The following is a 16,873-nucleotide window of genomic DNA, read 5'->3' as shown; positions in this document are numbered from 1 at the left end:
TACGTATTAATAAAGTTGATAGAAAGGAGAAGGTATATTTTAATGACTGATAAATGAGTCAATTATAATATACCAGGGGAAAAAGATGGATAAACATAAGCATTTTATAAAATTAAAGAAAGTCATACTTTTGATGTTGTCGTGTATTTTTATGTTGAACATAGGTGAAGTTTATGGAGCTTCATATGAGATGAATACTTATAATTATCTGGCAGGTGTCACCACAAAAGCTGGATCCAAACTAAATGATGGAACTGTTTTGGAGGCCAGTTCATATGATGAAGGTGTGACGGTTCTTCTGACGACAAATGGACAGTATTTTTATTGTCTAGAGAATGGAAAGGCTGTTCATGATGGAACACAGTATACGCCTACTGACACAATTGAGCTTATTGAAGAAGCTCAAAAGAACAAATATTTAAGTTCGTCAGAAAAGGAAAAGCTTATTAGTCGAGTGCTAAGTCTAGCACCAACAAAGATCAATGTTTTATATCATACAAATGGATCATTAAAAGCAGTGAATGGAAATGCCTATCAGTGGTATGCAGCACAAATTATTGTATGGGAAATCATGGTTGGTGAAAGAAATGCAGATGGTAGTTATCGAGGTGTGACAACCAGTGGTGCGACTTCTGTTTATAATTCTTTGAATTGGTCTAACTCTACGACAAAGTCCAATGTCAAAACATACTATGATTCTTATAGCCAGATTTTAAAGACATGGGGGCAGATTCCTAGTTTTGCATCAAAGAGTGAAAATCTTGCGAAAACATATGAAATGACTGCATTTGATGGCAATCATTATTATATGGAAATGAATGATCAAAATCAGGTTCTTGAAAGATATGATTTTAAGGCCAACGGGCTTTCGTTTGTTAAAAATGGGAATGTTTTAAAAGTCACAGCGAATGCTTCATTTGATGATACGAAAACAGTATCTGGAATCAATAGTCTTGATCTCAATAAAAGACAGCTGCTTTGTTTAGACAGTTCTGAAAGATATCAGAAAGTCGCGATTGCAGGAGAATGGGATGAAGCTATGCCAAGTGCTTTCTTTAAGATTAAGGTTGGAGCATCTGCTTTAAAGATTACTAAAAAAGATAATAAGGGTAATAATATTGCTGATGTACAGTTTCAAATTTCTTATCATGCAGACATGAGTCAAAGTCTAGGTACATATACAACTGGAAAAGATGGAACAGTTACGATTGACAAACTGCAACCAACAACCATTTATATACAGGAAATCAAGGTTCCAGATCATCTTGTCTTGGATTCAACAGTCCATTCAGTAGAGTTAAAAGCTGGTCAAACAGCTTCGTTTACGCAAACGAATAACTGGAAACAGGGTTATATTCAGGTTGTGAAAAAGGACAAAAAAACAGGTGAGGTTGTTAAGAAACCAGGTACAAAGTTTGAGGTCTTAAGTGGAAATCAGGTAGTTGCGACAATATCTACAAATAGTGAAGGTGTTGCTAAAACAGGATTACTTGATTATGGAACATATACGATTCGTGAAAAAGAAGCACCACAGAACTATGTCATTGCGACACTTGAAAAGAATCAGAGCGTGACTGAAAATGGTAAGACTTATGCCATTGAAATCTATAATGAACCAGTTCTAGGGAAAATTGAATTAAAGAAACAGGATAAAGAAACTGGGAATGTCTCTCAAGGAGATGCAACCTTGAAAGATGCAGAATATGTTTTAAAAGCCAATCAAGATATATTGAATCCATCTGATGGAACTGTGCTTTATAAGAAAGATGAAATCATCTCTCAAAAGACAGTTGGAAATGGTGTCTGGGGTGATACAGGAACAAAGAAAACAAATGATCAGGCAAAAATTTCATGGTCTAATTTACCGATGGGTGTCTATCGAGTAGAAGAAACAAAGCCAAGTGTTGGATATTTATTAGATGGGCTTCAGATAGTGACATTGACATCTTCAAATTCGAATCAGCAGGTTGTCACACAAAGTGTTGTTTCTAAAGAACAAGTCATTAAAGGAAAACTTGAAGTTGCCAAAATGGGAACTGATGGATCAAGTGGCATTACACAAGGATTGGCAGGTGTAGAATTTACTATCAAGCTTTACTCAGATGTTCAAAAGAATGGATGGGATCAGGCAAGAACTTATGATGTTCTTGTGACAGATTCAACGGGACGAGATACATCTATTGATCTGCCTTATGGTATTTATCAAATAAAGGAAACAAAAACACCAGAAAATTATTATCCTGCTGGTGATTTTTTTATTACCATTAATGAAGATCAGGAAATTGAATATAGAATGGTCAACAATGCACCATTTCAGGCATGGTTAAAAATTGTGAAAAGAGATAAAGATGGACAGAAAGTGGCTTTATCTCATGCGACATTTAAGTTAAAAGATAGCGAAGGAAATGATGTCAAACAAAAAGTTGGTATGGTTTATAAAGATGAATGGGCAACAGATGAAAATGGATATGTTGTGCTGGATGATATGGTCAAATCAGGAACATATACAATCGAAGAATTGAGAAATCCTGAAGGATTCCTTATTGGAGATGATATTCAAGTGAATATTACAGCAGATAATGATGAAATCTATTTTGATGAGGACAATCAACCTGTCATTGAAGTTTCATTTATCAATGAAAAACCAACAGGACATTTGATTCTTCATAAAGAATTTGAAAGAGAGGAAGATACAGCTGTTGGTGGAGCACAGTTTAAAGTCACTGCTGATAGTGATATTATGGATCCAGCAACAGGAAAGATGATTTACAAAAAAGGTGATCCTGTCATTATGGGGAATTCAACTGATGGTATTTATATGATTAATGAAAGTGGAAAACTGGAATTAAAAGATTTACCACTTGGAACAACGGGTGCCAGATACAAGGTTGAAGAGATTTCAACGATAGATGGATATGTTCTTTTGGATGAACCAGTCATTTTTGAGTTTGATATCAAAGACAATACGACAAAAGAATATACAGTGGAAAAGACAATGAAGAATAAGCTAACAGAAACATATTTCTCTAAACAGGATTTAAACGGAACAGAACTCAAAGGTGGAGAATATTCTGTCATTGATGCTAAAAGTGGAGAAATTATTGATCAATGGACAAGTGATGGAAGAGGTCATCTCGTTAAAGGACTTGTCATTGGAAAGGATTATATCTATCGTGAAGATTTGACACCCCTTGGATATACTTATGCCAAAGATGTGAAGTTTACAATGTCAAAAAACAAACAGACAATTGTCATGAAAGATACACAGGTGGATGTCAATAAATTAGATGCAGATGGTAACGCTGTTCAAGGAGCAACTCTTCAGATTGTCAGTGATAAGACCAAAAATATTGTTGACCAATGGGTAACTGACGGAAGTGTTCATCACGCTGAAGGACTTATTGTTGGTCAAACATATTTTCTTCGAGAAATCAAAACACCAGATGGATTTGCGATGGCTAATGAAATACAGTTTACTGTGAAAGAGAATGAAAATATGAATTTATCTATGATAGATAAGAAAGTCATTTTCTCAAAAGAGGATGCAGGTGGACAGGAAATTGAAGGTGCATCTATGCAGGTCATTGATAAAGAAACAGAAAAAATTGTTGATGAATGGATTTCTACAAAGGATAGTCATACTATAAATAATCTTATAGTAGGTAAGACTTATATTCTTCATGAAGATTTAGCACCAATTGGTAAGAATCTGGCGCAGGATATTGAGTTTACTGTCACTGATGATCAACAGAATCAGCATATCACAATGATTGATACAACAGTTGGTATTCAAAAGAAAGATGAATTAGGAAATAATGTCAAAGGTGCGACATTACAGATTGTGTCTAATAAAACAAAAAACATCATTGATCAATGGACAACAGATGGATCAGTTCATTATGCGCAAGGATTGAAGGTAGGGGAAACTTATACAATTGTTGAAGTCAAAACACCAGAAGGATATGAAACATCTCCGTCCGTGACTTTGACTGTTGATGGAAAACAGGATATGTCACTGACAATGACAGATCATCGTATTATCACTGATATTTTGATCAATAAGGTTGATAGTCAAACACATAAGAACATTGTTCATAATGATTTTGAGTTTACAATTTATTTAGATGAAAAATGTCAAAAGCCATTCAAAACATTAAAGGCTGATACAACAAAAGGGACTGTCACTTTTGAAAATTTAGAGTATGGTCAAACAGTTTATGTCAAAGAAACAAAAGCGCCAAAGGGTTATCAGTTATCTGATGAAGTTGTTAAGATTGTCATTGATGATCAGCTTGAAGGAATTGGAAAGGTGCATAGTTTTCAGTATGAAAATGAAAAGATTCCAGTTGTCGTTGTGAAAACAGGAGATGCAACGCACATGTTTTATTATCTGATATTAGCTGGAGGATGTTTGATTTTCATTATAAAGCTTTGTAGAACTCAAAAAGAAACAGATAGGTAAAGAAAAAGATGCAGGGATTTTGATCCATGCATCTTCTTTTCTTTTATATTGTTTTTTTATTTTATAGATTTAATAAACGTTTTGTATCTCTGGCAATCACAAGTTCTTCATTTGTAGGAATGACATAAACTTTGATTTTTGATTCAGGTTTAGAAATTAAACGTTCACCTTCACCATTTTCATTAGCATCATCATCAACAACAATACCTAATGCTTCACTTACTAATGATAGAATTTCTTTTCTAGCATAAGCAGAGTTTTCTCCAATACCAGCTGTAAAGGCAATTGCATCACATCCACCTAAAGCAATAAAATATCTACCAATGTATGCAATAACTCTTCTAAAGAAAATGTCAATAGCTAACTTAGCTCTTTCGTTTCCTTCATTAGCAGCATTTAATACATCTCTAAAGTCACTTGATACACCTGATACACCAAGTAATCCAGATTCTTTATTTAACATATGAATGACATCTTTCATATCCATACCAACTTGTTCAATCAAGTAATCAATGATAGAAGGATCCAAATCTCCACTACGAGTTCCCATCATAATTCCAGCTAATGGTGTAAATCCCATAGATGTATTAATAGATTTTCCATCTTTGACAGCTGTTAAAGAACCACCAGCTCCTAAGTGAGCAACAATGATTTTAGAATGTTCAGGGTTACCTAGTTTTTCAATAACTTTTTGTGATACATAATAATGTGAAGTTCCATGTGCACCATATTTTCTCACTTTATAATCAGTATAGAAACGATATGGAATTGGGTAAATATAACATCTTGGTTCAAGTGTCTGATGGAAAGCAGTATCAAATACAGCAACAGCACCAGCATTTGGAATAGCTTCCTTAAAAGCATAATATCCTGTTAAGTGAGCAGGGTTATGTAAAGGTGCTAATGATTTTAATTCATCAATCTTGCTGACAACATCTTCATCAATAATAGCAGATTCTTTAAAATAAGAACCTCCTTGTACAACTCTATGTCCTACACCTTTAATGTCTTCCAATGAAGACACGATATTCTTTTCTAATAATGTATCTAATAATAAATGAACAGCTTCTTTATGTGTTGGAATAGGTAAAGTACGAACATCTTTTTCACCATTGAATTTAATTGTAAAAATCGAATCTTCTAAACCAATTCTTTCAATAACACCAGAAGTAATGACTGTTTCATCATCCATTTCAAATAATTGAAATTTAAGTGATGAACTACCAGCATTCACTGCAATAATTTTTGCCATTTTTCTTATCCTCCCTTAATTCCCTTTTATTATAGCATTTATTTATAAAAAAACTAGGAAAAAATGTTTTGTAAAAAATATTTGTATTTTTTCTAAAAAAGAATATAATAGATATGAGCCAGGGGTGCATTTGCTGAGAAAGGTTTTCACCTTGTCCCTTATGATCTGAACTGGGTAATGCCAGCGTAGAGAGTGCAAATAATGATTTTTGTGACTTTTTTACGTGGGTAGAAAAGTCTTTTTTATTTGTTGGCTTCAATGAAAGGGGATCGAATTATGAAAAAAATTTTAAAAGTTGATTTCACAGTCAAAAGTATGTGTCAGCTTGCAATGTTTATGGCTATTACACTGATTTTGAGCTATGTGAATGAAATTATTCCTTCTTTACCACAGGGAGGAACCATCTCTGTTGATGTCATTGCCATCATGTTATGTGGTTATTTAATGGGAGCTGGATATGGTGTCATTTGTGGAATAGGGGTATCTATTTTACAGTTTGTCTTAGGTTTAGCAACTTACTATGGACCATGGTCAGTTTTACTTGATTATGTATTACCACTTGCAGTATGTGGATTAACACCTTTGATGAAAACACAAAAAATTGGAAACCTTCCTATTTGCTGGGGTATTGTTTTTGTCATGTTTTTAAAATACTTATCTCATTTTGCTTCAGGCGCTTTCTTGTTTGCAAGTTATGCACCAGAAGGTATGAATCCAATTGTTTATTCATTAGGATATAATATTATCTATGTTGCACCAACACTTATATTATGTATGATTGTTGTTCCATTGTTATATCCTCGTTTAAAAAGAGCGTTTATGTAATCTCTCAATACTGAGAGATTTTTTAATATATCATAAAAAGTCCGTATGGAGTGGATAGTGAAGTGATATGATTCCACTATGGTAGACACATGAAATAAACAAACATATTGATTATATCATTCTTGCTTAATACAGTCTTTTTTATCTCATATTGTTTCAAAAAAAGGACTATGAAAAACAATGGAAAGAAATAGATTTTATTTCGACTAGAAATGAATTGGTGATTGCCATGGACAAATAAAGTCGTTTTGTTATAAGTATGTTGTATAAAGGAAGTTCATTCAAATTTGATGATTGAAACACCTCTTAACGTTATTCATAATAGATATGTTAAGGGATAACTTTTTATTGCGGCTTTAAAAGCTAGTGTTGCTTCGATAAAGAGTTTATCATTGTTTTAGAGTAGGCTTTAGGCAGAATTTACTGATTTGATTTTGTTAGAAAGATTTTGTATTAATATCTAGAGTTTTCTAGAAAATGTGTTATAATGAATGTGGAATTAAAAGGAATATTTAATTTCGAAGAAAATAAGTATATGAATGGATAAGATTATCCATAATATAATTGCTGAGGATGACAGTTATTTCATCTGCGACATTTCGTTTTAAACGAAGATGTGATCATTCGAAAGTCGATGGGGACCCGACTGTGGCGGGCGCAAAAACAAATACTACAGCCCTGGAACTAGCCATTTCCTAAATTTGGCTCAGACTTTCTGAATAGAGGGATTGTTTTACAATCCCTTTTTCAGTGCTTAAAAGAGGAATAAAAATATGGAATTAAACAAAGCAAGAAATAGAATTGATATGAGAAGCTATTCTTTTCATGAATATGCATTATACTTCTTTCAATTTGATAATAAAATTCTTTGTATTGAAACGGTTGATAAAATGTTGCAAATAAAGATCAGTACTACACAGCTACCTCATTTAATTGGGTTACAATATGCTTATGATAAACAAAGGCATAAATCAAAATATAAAGGGAAGAATGGATTTCAAATTTTATTGAATAATGAGATTGATTTAGATATGTTCGAGAATAGAATTAGACGAAATAGACCAACAGCAAATCATAAACATATTACATGGGATATGATATTATCAAGAATTGAATGGTTACCATATTTTTTTAATAATATATCAAAAAAGCCAAGGATGAAAGAAAATAGAGAAGAACGATTGATTAACAGTTCTTTGAAAGGGGATTATTTTTATTTTAAGGTGAATAGTAATGAATATCTTATTTTATCATTATTAAAAATTGGGGAAAAATATACTCTTGAATCGTTCATAGTATATAATGATATTCGATATTTAGGAGACCTGAATGAAGTGTGTATTAAAAATGTTTATTGGAAATAAAAAAGATAAATATGTTGTTATTATAAATGGCATATTAAATAATTAAGAGCACAATTAAAAATATTTTTAGGAATGATGTCTTTTGTCATGTCTGCTTTTATTGTGATAGTAGGTATATCTGTTGCAGAAGTAAAGCTAAATAGAATATCTAAAGAAAAACATTTTTGATCAATGATATATGGAAACAAGTACGTTAACACTACGAATGTATTGGTTAATGACTCATCTCATATTTTTGAGGTGTTAATCTGGTATTGAAAAGTTTCATTTTCTTTTTTGTAAGTTGAAAACAAAAATCTTCTGGAAATTGTTTTATATTTTTTAGTGCATGATTGAATGCCTTTTTGGCTTGATACAGTATTGTAAAATCGCTATGGAATATTATTTGCGATTACAAGTAATATATAAATTTTTTTATCAAATTGAACTAACTGTACAATTGTCATGTTGTTTGTTCATTTTTCTGCACCAACGCTTATATTGTTTATGGTTGATGTTCCATTGTTATATCCTCGTTTAAAAAGAGCGTTTATGTAATCTCTCAGTATTGAGAGATTTTTTTACTATATAGAAAATAGTAAATTTGCTTTAAAAAAGAGTATAACTTGTGTATAATATTTCTGTTATAGAAAGAGGTTATTGATTATGAATAAGACATTTGTTGGTCAAAATATCCTTATTCATTGTTATAAACATGATGGAAGCATTCATCGCTGTTGGGATAAAGGACTTGTTTTAGAAGAAACACCATATCATTTTATTGTGGTGAATAATAGAACGCTTGTTACGGAATCAGATGGACGTAAATGGTATACAAGAGAACCAGCTATTTGTTATTTCCCTAAGCGAAAATGGTATAATGTCATTTGTATGATTCGTAAAACAGGGGTGCATTTTTATTGTAATATTGCATCACCAACATTGTATGATGGAGAAGCTTTAAAATACATTGATTATGATTTAGATTTAAAGGTTTTTCCAGATTATAAATATAAAATATTAGATGAAGAAGAATACCAGCAACATAAAATGATGATGAATTATGGTCAAGAACTAGATGAGATATTATATCAGCAGCTAGATCAGCTGATTGAGATGGCTATGAATATGGCAGGACCTTTTAGACCTGGTTTTGCACAACATTGGTATCATTATTATCAAAGTGGAAATTATAAAAAAAGGAGAGATCATCGTGGATTTTCAAAATGAACAAGATATGATTGATTTTGGAGAAGAACTTGCTAAACACTTATTTCCTAATGCTGTGATTACATTAGAAGGAGATTTAGGTGTTGGTAAAACAACATTTACAAAAGGAATTGGAAAAGGTCTAGGTGTTAAAAAGATTATTAATTCACCAACTTTTACGATTGTGAAGGAATATCAGGGAAGATGGCCTTTATATCATTTTGATGCTTATCGTTTAGAAGGTGAAAATGAAGAATTAGGATTTGAAGAAATGTTTGAAAATGATGGTGTTTGTGTTATTGAATGGCCAATGTATATTCAAGATATATTACCTCAAGAAAGATTAGAAATACATATGACAAAAAATAGTGATCAGACACGTCAAATGACATTTGTACCTTATGGAGAAAAATATCAGCAATTATTGGAGGAGATGGAAATATGTTACAGCTTATAATGGATACATCGAATCAATATTTAATGGTTGCTTTATATGAAGATGATCAATGTTTGTCATCTCTTCAGGAAATGGGGTCTAAACGCCAATCAGAAAATGCAATTCCCTATCTTCAAAAATTATTAGAAAAACATCAAAAGGAATTACTGGATATTGATGAAATGGTCATTACATTAGGACCTGGTTCTTATACGGGAGAAAGAGTTGCTTTAACAATAGCAAAAACATTAAGTGTTATTTCTTCAGTACATATCAAAGCTATTTCTTCTTTAGCAGCTTATGCAGGTTTACAAAAATGTGTATCTGTGATTGATGCACGTAGTCAAAAAGTTTTTGTCTGTGCCTATGAAAATGGACAGGCAGTTATTCCAGAACAAATGATAGATATTCAACAGTTTCCACAATTTATGCAAGATTATAGTGATTTTCAAGTTGTTGGACAAAATGAAGTTGTGGGGTATGAACCTAATACGGTTGATTTGGCTAAAAATTTACATGAATTAGCCAAGCAGACATCAATAGTGCAAAATGTTGATGCTTTAGTACCACGCTATCTTAAAGATGTTGAGGCTAAAAAAATATGCTTATAGAAGCTTTGCAGTCAAAAGAAATTGAGACGCTCGTGCAGTTAGAACACACTTTAATGACATCACCTTGGTCAAAAGAAGATTTTGAATACGAATTGTTAGAAAATCCATTTGCACATATTTTTGTTTTAAAAAAAGAAATGGAAATCATTGGATATATTGATTTTTGGGTGATGTATGAGCAGGCACAAATTGCATCTATTGGGATAAAAAAAGAAGAACAATCTCAAGGTTATGGACAAAAGCTTTTAGAATTTGCTTTATCTTATGCCAGGGATGCAGGTGTAAACACGATGAGTTTAGAAGTACGAAAATCTAATCAAAAAGCGATTGCGCTTTATCAAAAAAATGGATTTGATATTCAATCCATACGTCGAGATTATTATCAGGATAATCATGAAGATGCTTATTTAATGACAAAAGAAATGGAGGGAAAAGCATGAGTCTTATTTTAGCAATTGAATCAAGTTGCGATGAAATGGCAGTGGCGATTTTAAAGGATAAACGTGAACTCTTATGCAATGTTGTCGCATCACAAATTGATACACATCGTATGTTTGGTGGAGTTGTTCCAGAAATTGCCAGTCGTATGCACGTAGAATGTGTATCGACTGTCTTAAAGACAGCCTTAAATGAAGCCCAAATCAATATGCAGGATATAGATGCCATTGCCGTTACCAAAGGGCCTGGACTGGTAGGATCTTTACATGTTGGGATGCAGGCTGCCAAAACATTGGCATTAGCTTATCATAAACCATTGATTGGTGTTCATCATATTGCTGGACATATTTATGCTAATGAACTTGTCGAAGACATTCAATATCCATGTTTGTGTCTAGTTGTCAGTGGTGGGCATAGTGAACTTGTTTATATGAAACATGAATTTTCATTTGAAGTCATTGGTCAGACTTTAGATGATGCGATTGGAGAAGCTTACGATAAGGTTGGACGTGTATTGCATTTGCCTTATCCAGGAGGACCGGTTATTGATCGTATGGCAAAAGAAGGAAAACATACTTATGCTTTGCCATTACCCATGAATGATGAAAGCTATAATTTTTCTTTTAGTGGTTTAAAATCAGCAGTGATTAATCTTTGTCATAATGCATCACAGCGTGGTGAAGAGATTATTCCTCAAGATTTAGCATGTTCTTTTCAGGAAGTTGCTGTTGATGTTCTGGTTTCTAAAACAATCAAAGCGGCTCAGGATTATCATGTTAAACAGATTATCGTGGCTGGGGGAGTCAGTGCAAATCAGGGATTAAGACAAGCACTGACAAAGCGTAGTGAGATACCTGTTTTATTTCCACCAATGCGCTATTGCACAGATAATGCAGCTATGATTGCTTCGGCAGCACGTGTGATGTTTGAACATCAGAAATTTTCATCACTTGACTTAATGGTCAAACCGTCATATGATTTAGAAGAGGAAAGTCTTGGTGAATCTTAATGGAAAAAAAACAGCATAAAATTTCAAAAGCAACAATGTCACGTTTTCCCGTTTATTTAAAGGCATTGCGTAATATGCAACATGAAGGGCAAAACAACTTTTTATCAAGTGAATTATCTGAAGCAACAGGAATCTTGGATACAACCATTCGTCGTGATTTTAGTTTTTTGACACACAAAGAAACATTAGGTAAACGTGGTATCGGATATGATACAAAGGAAATTATTAATATTCTTAATAATGTTCTTGGTTTAGGGTTAGATGAATCTATTATTTTGATTGGTGTTGGTAACTTAGGAAGTGCCATCTTAAAATATAATCGCTGGCAATATACAGTTGGAAAAATTGTGTGTGGTTATGATTTGGATCAAAATAAAGTTGGAGAACGCTTTGGGGTTAAACTTTATCATATTGATGATTTGGAAAAAACATTTCCTCAAGGCTGCAAGATTGCGATATTGGCTATTAGTGAAAATGTTCAGGAAACAGTCGATCGTTTAATGGATTTAGGCATTAAAGGAATTGTAGATTTTACGCATACACATTTTACAGTTCATAGTGATGTTGTTGTACAGACAGTCGATGTTGTTGTGGCTATTCAGGAATTGGTTTTAAAAATGCATGTCAATGATGAATAAAGTATTGAAATTTTGTGAGAAAGATGTTAATAATAGATGTACAGGTAATGATTTGAGAACGTATTATAGTGAAGTTTGATAGCGACTTTTGGATGGTGTAAGCAAAAGAAATTGTTATAATATGGAACACTCAATGAACCGGATAGGAGAAATGTAAGTAGACTATCCCGCTAAACAGCGTTATGGTAAGAGAGCATATTCATGATGAGTATGAATGAGGATGGTACCGCGATATTATAGTCGTTCCTTTTAGGAACGGCTTTTTTTATAAAAAGGAGGAGAGAGATTAATGTTTGAATTTATGACAGTCAGAGAATTGTATGAAATGGTTTTATCTGGGGAAGATTTTGAAACTGAAGGTTTAGAATATGTTGAATTAGATGGATGGGTACGTACAAATCGTGATAATGGAAAAGTTGGTTTTATAGCTTTAAACGATGGAACATATTTTAGAAACTGCCAGATTGTATATTTACAGGAAACTTTATCAGATTATGATGATATCAAACATATCAGTACGGGAAGTGCTATTCGTGTTTTAGGAAAATTAAAACTCACACCTGAAGCTAAACAGCCTTTTGAAATTGAAGCAACACAAGTTGTTGTAGAAGGTGCATGTGATGAAGATTTTCCACTTCAAAAGAAAAGACATTCTTTTGAATATATGAGAGAAATTCCTCATCTTCGTCCACGTGCTAATACATTTTACGCTATTTTTAGATTAAGAAGTGTTTTATCAATGGCTATTCATGAATTTTTCCAGTCACAAGGTTTTGTTTATGTGCATACACCAATTATTACAAGTAATGATGGTGAAGGTGCTGGAGAAATGTTTAGAGCAACAACCATTGATAATACTGAATTTGATAAAGATTTCTTTGGTAAAGAAGCGTTTTTAACCGTAACAGGACAATTACATGTTGAAGCATTCTGTATGGCTTTTAGAGATGTTTATACATTTGGACCAGCTTTTAGAGCTGAAAATTCAAATACATCACGTCATGCCAGTGAATTCTGGATGATTGAACCAGAAATTGCTTTTGCTGATCTAGAAGATGATATGGATTTAATTGAAGATATGGTGAAATACTGTATTGACTATGTTTTAGAAAATGCACCTGAAGAAATGAAATTTTTTGAACAAATGATTGATAAAGAATGTATTCAAAGAATTACTCATGTCAGAAATAGTGAATTTAAACGTATGACATATACAGAAGCTATTGATATTTTAAAACAGGCCGATGTTAAGTTTGAAAATAAAGTTGAATGGGGTATGGACCTCAATAGTGAACATGAACGCTATATCTGTGAAAAAATTGTAGGTGGACCAGTGTTCTTAACAGATTATCCAAAAGAAATTAAAGCTTTCTATATGCGTTTAAATGATGATGGCAAGACTGTTGCAGCATGTGATTTGCTGGTGCCAGGAATTGGAGAATTAGTTGGTGGAAGTCAGCGTGAAGAAAGATATGAAGTTCTAGAAAAAATCATGGATGAAAAACAAATGTCTAAAGAAGGACTTCAATGGTATATGGATTTAAGAAGATTTGGTGGATGTAAACATGCTGGATTTGGACTAGGATTTGACCGTTTCTTAATGTATTTGACAGGTATGCAAAACATTAGAGATGTTGAACCATTCCCAAGAACACCAAGAAACTTAAAATTCTAAAATATAACGGGATTCCCGTTATATTTTTTCATATTCAATTATTTCAATTTGTAGTATAATAAAATTATGAGGTGAAAAGACAGTGAATGAAATCTTCTTTATCAATACCTTTTTTAATATTGTTTATCGTAATGAATCAGCATATATGCGTGATTTATTGATGTCATATGACTATATACAAAGTTTTGTTCAATGGCTTTGCCAACGCCATATTTCGTGTGATGTTTTATCTTCTATCACAAGGGATGATTATGCATTGTTGTCACGTTTTATGAAAGCTGAAGATGTGGATCATATTTTGCATAAGCCTTTTTCTAGTGAAATGGAAACAATGGCTCAAACATATCAGGAAGCGATTCACATTGTTTATGTACCTGGATTTGATGAATCTTCTTTTCAAATGACATCTTTTCCTGAATACGAGAATATTTATTTCTATGCTATTTCAGAACATTTTCAACGTGATAATTTATCTTTCTTTGATCCTTTTCCTGCCTTTTTCTGTGCTTTAAATCATGCTGATATGTGGCCAGGATGTTTAATTTTTAAAGGACAACAGGCGGTATTTGCGCCGATACATAATCAAAAAGATTTCTTACAGTTAACATCCTATATTGAAAATCAAGTTTGCTTATTTGACGTTTATAATCAGTATCAGAATGATGCCTATTTCATTCAATTGAGTGATTTGCATCTCGGTAAAGATAAACGTCAAAAGGGACTGGAGCGTCTTTATGCTTCATTGGATGAACTGATTCCAAGATTACCTTCTTTATGGGCAGTTAATATTTTGATAACAGGTGATTTGATGGAATCTCCTAATCGTAAAAATATGTATTTAGCCAATGATTTTATGAATAGTCTTAAAAAGCGTTATAAGGCGAATGTGACTTTTATTTTAGGAAATCATGATGTGATTGTTCATGGCTTTAATTTTGCTAGAAATCAAAAAAGTAAAGTAATTGCTTATCTGCTTGGTGAAAATGTTAAAGTTTTAGAACAGGAAAAAATCGTTATTATTAAAATGGATACAACAAGTGAAGGAAACTTAGCGAGAGGAAAAGTAGGAAAAAGACAACTTGATGAAATAGATGATGAATTGTCAGCTATTGATCATTTAGAAGAATATACATTATTAGTGATGTTGCATCACCATGTTTATCCTATAGATAAAGCAGAGTTTATTAAAACCAAATGGCATGAAAAAACATTTATCAATCGTATTATAGAAACTTCAAAAGTTTTGGTTGATGCACCATTATTAATTGATTGGCTAAAAAAACGACATATTCATTATGTGTTTCATGGCCATAAGCATTTACCTTTTTTTAAAAAAGAAGATGATTGTTATTATATTGGGGCAGGAAGTGCTACGGGTGGCTTAAAAGAAAGTCGTAGCCGTTATATTTCCTATAATGTGATGAAATATAATATTCATGAACAGAAAATGAAAATCTGTATGATTTTTTATGATGATAAAGCTAAGGCTGAAAGACAAAGAGTAGAAGTTTATTTATTTGAGGGAGGAAATAATCATGAAATTAGTAGATCGCATGAAAGATGAAGAATTAGGAACAGCTATACTGTATAATTTTACAAAAGGGTATGGAAAACCTGTGCCATTAGAATTGTATGATGTTGTTTTACCACTTCTTTATCATGATTTTATAAGAGAACATGTTTTAACATATACGTCATTACAGGAGTGTATCTATCAATGTATACAAAATGAAAAACATTTTAAACAACATCTTTTAGAAAAAATTGAAGATGATAAAACAATGACATCTAAAGCTTTAGGTGTTGCGATGATTCAGCATATTTTAAAATTTGAAATTGTAGATACTGTGATGTGTGGGGTGGCTTTACCAACTGATATTTTAGATTTAAATGAAGCTATTTGGCTTGGAAAACTTTTCCAGGATGTTTCACTAGAAGATTTTATGACATTATTAAAACAGGAAGATACACATATTGTTGTTTTACAAAGTGCTTCTGTTGGAAAAGATGTTGATTTGTCAAAAATTGCTTCTTTAGGACAAGTGACCATGTATGAAGATACAAAACCTTCAGAAATTAAAGGTCGTATTTTAGGTGCTGATATTGTGATTACAAATAAAAATGAAATGACAAAGGAAGTGCTGGAAGGTTTAAAACATTTGAAATTAATCTGTTTATTTGCGACAGGAACGAATAATGTTGATTTAGAATATTGTCGTGATCATGGCATTAAGGTCGCTAATGTAAAAGATTATTCGACTAAGACAGTTGCTCAACATACGTTAGCTTTATTGATGCATTTGGTAGAGAAAAATGTGACATATGATCATTTTGTTAAATCAAAAGCATATTGTCAAAGTCAGTGTTTTAGTTATTTTGATGATGTTTTCCATGATGTTGCTTCTATGACTTGGGGGATTGTCGGATTAGGTCATATAGGTCGACAGGTCGCAGGTATCGCAAAGGCTATGGGTGCTAAAGTTCAATATTATTCGACAAGTGGTCAAAATGCAACCAGCGATTATCAGCAGGTTGACTTTGAAACTTTGTTAAAGACATCAGATATTATTAGTATTCATGCACCATTAAATGAAAAGACACATTATTTATTTAATGAAGAAGCTTTAAGAAAAATGAAACCAACGGCATATCTCATCAATGTTGGACGTGGTGGCATTATAGAAGAAAAAGCTTTAGTGAAAGTCTTGAATGAAGGACATTTAGCGGGAGTTGGCTTAGATGTCTTTGAACATGAACCATTATTAGAAGATGATGTGCTTTATTCTATTCAAGATATGAATAAGGTTATCTTCACACCACATATTGCCTGGGGTTCTATTGAAGCAAGACAAAGATGCGTAGATGAAGTTTATGAAAATATACTTGCCTTCTTAAAAGGAGAAGAAAGAAATATTGTCAATAATGAATAAATCGTGTATGATAGAAAAAAATAAAAAAAGAAGGAGGAGTCTACG

Annotated in this window: 13 protein-coding genes, 1 riboswitch and 1 other annotated feature; of the genes, 12 read left to right on the top strand and 1 reads right to left on the bottom strand. The window is 32.5% G+C overall.

The window, feature by feature from the left end; all coding sequences use genetic code 11:
* Positions 1–85: 85 nt before the first annotated feature.
* Positions 86–4,462, top strand: coding sequence for a collagen binding domain-containing protein (locus ACESR5_RS07560; protein ID WP_373154916.1), 4,377 nt, complete (start codon positions 86–88; stop codon positions 4,460–4,462).
* A 61-nt stretch (positions 4,463–4,523) separates the two neighbouring features.
* Here ACESR5_RS07560 and ACESR5_RS07555 read toward each other — a convergent pair whose 3' ends face one another.
* Entirely contained in the window at positions 4,524–5,714 is a 1,191-nt protein-coding gene (locus tag ACESR5_RS07555) for an acetate/propionate family kinase (protein ID WP_087243168.1), read from the bottom strand.
* Between the two features lie 110 nt (positions 5,715–5,824).
* A riboswitch (TPP riboswitch) is annotated at positions 5,825–5,924 on the top strand.
* Positions 5,925–5,990: 66 nt separating this feature from the next.
* On the opposite strand from ACESR5_RS07555, the gene ACESR5_RS07550 reads away from it, so the two are divergent.
* From ACESR5_RS07550 to ACESR5_RS07500, 11 genes are all read left to right on the top strand, one after another.
* On the top strand, positions 5,991–6,539 hold the full coding sequence (locus ACESR5_RS07550) for an energy-coupled thiamine transporter ThiT (protein ID WP_158093962.1): 549 nt from the start codon (positions 5,991–5,993) through the stop codon (positions 6,537–6,539).
* A gap of 773 nt (positions 6,540–7,312) precedes the next feature.
* Positions 7,313–7,903, top strand: coding sequence for a PBECR4 domain-containing protein (locus tag ACESR5_RS07545; protein ID WP_373154914.1), 591 nt, complete (start codon positions 7,313–7,315; stop codon positions 7,901–7,903).
* 645 nt (positions 7,904–8,548) lie between these two features.
* Positions 8,549–9,112, top strand: a complete 564-nt coding sequence (locus ACESR5_RS07540) for a DUF402 domain-containing protein (RefSeq protein ID WP_087243171.1) — start codon at positions 8,549–8,551, stop codon at positions 9,110–9,112.
* The gene (tsaE, locus tag ACESR5_RS07535) at positions 9,096–9,548 is read left to right on the top strand and encodes a tRNA (adenosine(37)-N6)-threonylcarbamoyltransferase complex ATPase subunit type 1 TsaE (RefSeq protein WP_373154912.1); all 453 of its coding nucleotides are present in this window, start codon (positions 9,096–9,098) and stop codon (positions 9,546–9,548) included. The genes ACESR5_RS07540 and tsaE overlap by 17 nt, the downstream gene beginning before the upstream one ends.
* Positions 9,533–10,138: a tRNA (adenosine(37)-N6)-threonylcarbamoyltransferase complex dimerization subunit type 1 TsaB gene (gene tsaB, locus ACESR5_RS07530; protein WP_087243172.1), complete on the top strand. Its 606-nt coding sequence runs from the start codon at positions 9,533–9,535 to the stop codon at positions 10,136–10,138. The genes tsaE and tsaB overlap by 16 nt, the downstream gene beginning before the upstream one ends.
* Entirely contained in the window at positions 10,129–10,578 is a 450-nt protein-coding gene (gene rimI / locus ACESR5_RS07525) for a ribosomal protein S18-alanine N-acetyltransferase (RefSeq protein ID WP_373154910.1), read from the top strand. Before tsaB ends, rimI begins: the two co-directional genes overlap by 10 nt.
* On the top strand, positions 10,575–11,585 hold the full coding sequence (gene tsaD, locus ACESR5_RS07520; RefSeq protein WP_087243174.1) for a tRNA (adenosine(37)-N6)-threonylcarbamoyltransferase complex transferase subunit TsaD: 1,011 nt from the start codon (positions 10,575–10,577) through the stop codon (positions 11,583–11,585). The genes rimI and tsaD overlap by 4 nt, the downstream gene beginning before the upstream one ends.
* Entirely contained in the window at positions 11,585–12,223 is a 639-nt protein-coding gene (locus tag ACESR5_RS07515) for a redox-sensing transcriptional repressor Rex (protein WP_087243175.1), read from the top strand. The genes tsaD and ACESR5_RS07515 overlap by 1 nt, the downstream gene beginning before the upstream one ends.
* A gap of 38 nt (positions 12,224–12,261) precedes the next feature.
* Positions 12,262–12,474 (top strand) — a binding site (T-box leader).
* 74 nt (positions 12,475–12,548) lie between these two features.
* A complete protein-coding gene (gene asnS / locus ACESR5_RS07510; RefSeq protein WP_373154920.1) occupies positions 12,549–13,898 on the top strand; it encodes an asparagine--tRNA ligase in 1,350 nt (449 codons plus the stop codon).
* An 82-nt stretch (positions 13,899–13,980) separates the two neighbouring features.
* Positions 13,981–15,462 carry a metallophosphoesterase gene (locus tag ACESR5_RS07505; protein ID WP_373154908.1) on the top strand — a complete coding sequence of 494 codons (1,482 nt, stop codon included), beginning with the start codon at positions 13,981–13,983 and terminating at the stop codon, positions 15,460–15,462.
* Positions 15,434–16,828: a D-2-hydroxyacid dehydrogenase gene (locus tag ACESR5_RS07500; RefSeq protein ID WP_087305245.1), complete on the top strand. Its 1,395-nt coding sequence runs from the start codon at positions 15,434–15,436 to the stop codon at positions 16,826–16,828. Before ACESR5_RS07505 ends, ACESR5_RS07500 begins: the two co-directional genes overlap by 29 nt.
* Positions 16,829–16,873 lie beyond the last annotated feature (45 nt).

The sequence above is a fragment of the Clostridium sp. AUH-JLR23 genome, assembly GCF_964238065.1.
Classification (GTDB): domain Bacteria; phylum Bacillota_I; class Bacilli_A; order Erysipelotrichales; family Coprobacillaceae; genus Allocoprobacillus; species Allocoprobacillus merdigallinarum.
This window is presented reverse-complemented; position numbering and strand designations above follow the sequence as displayed.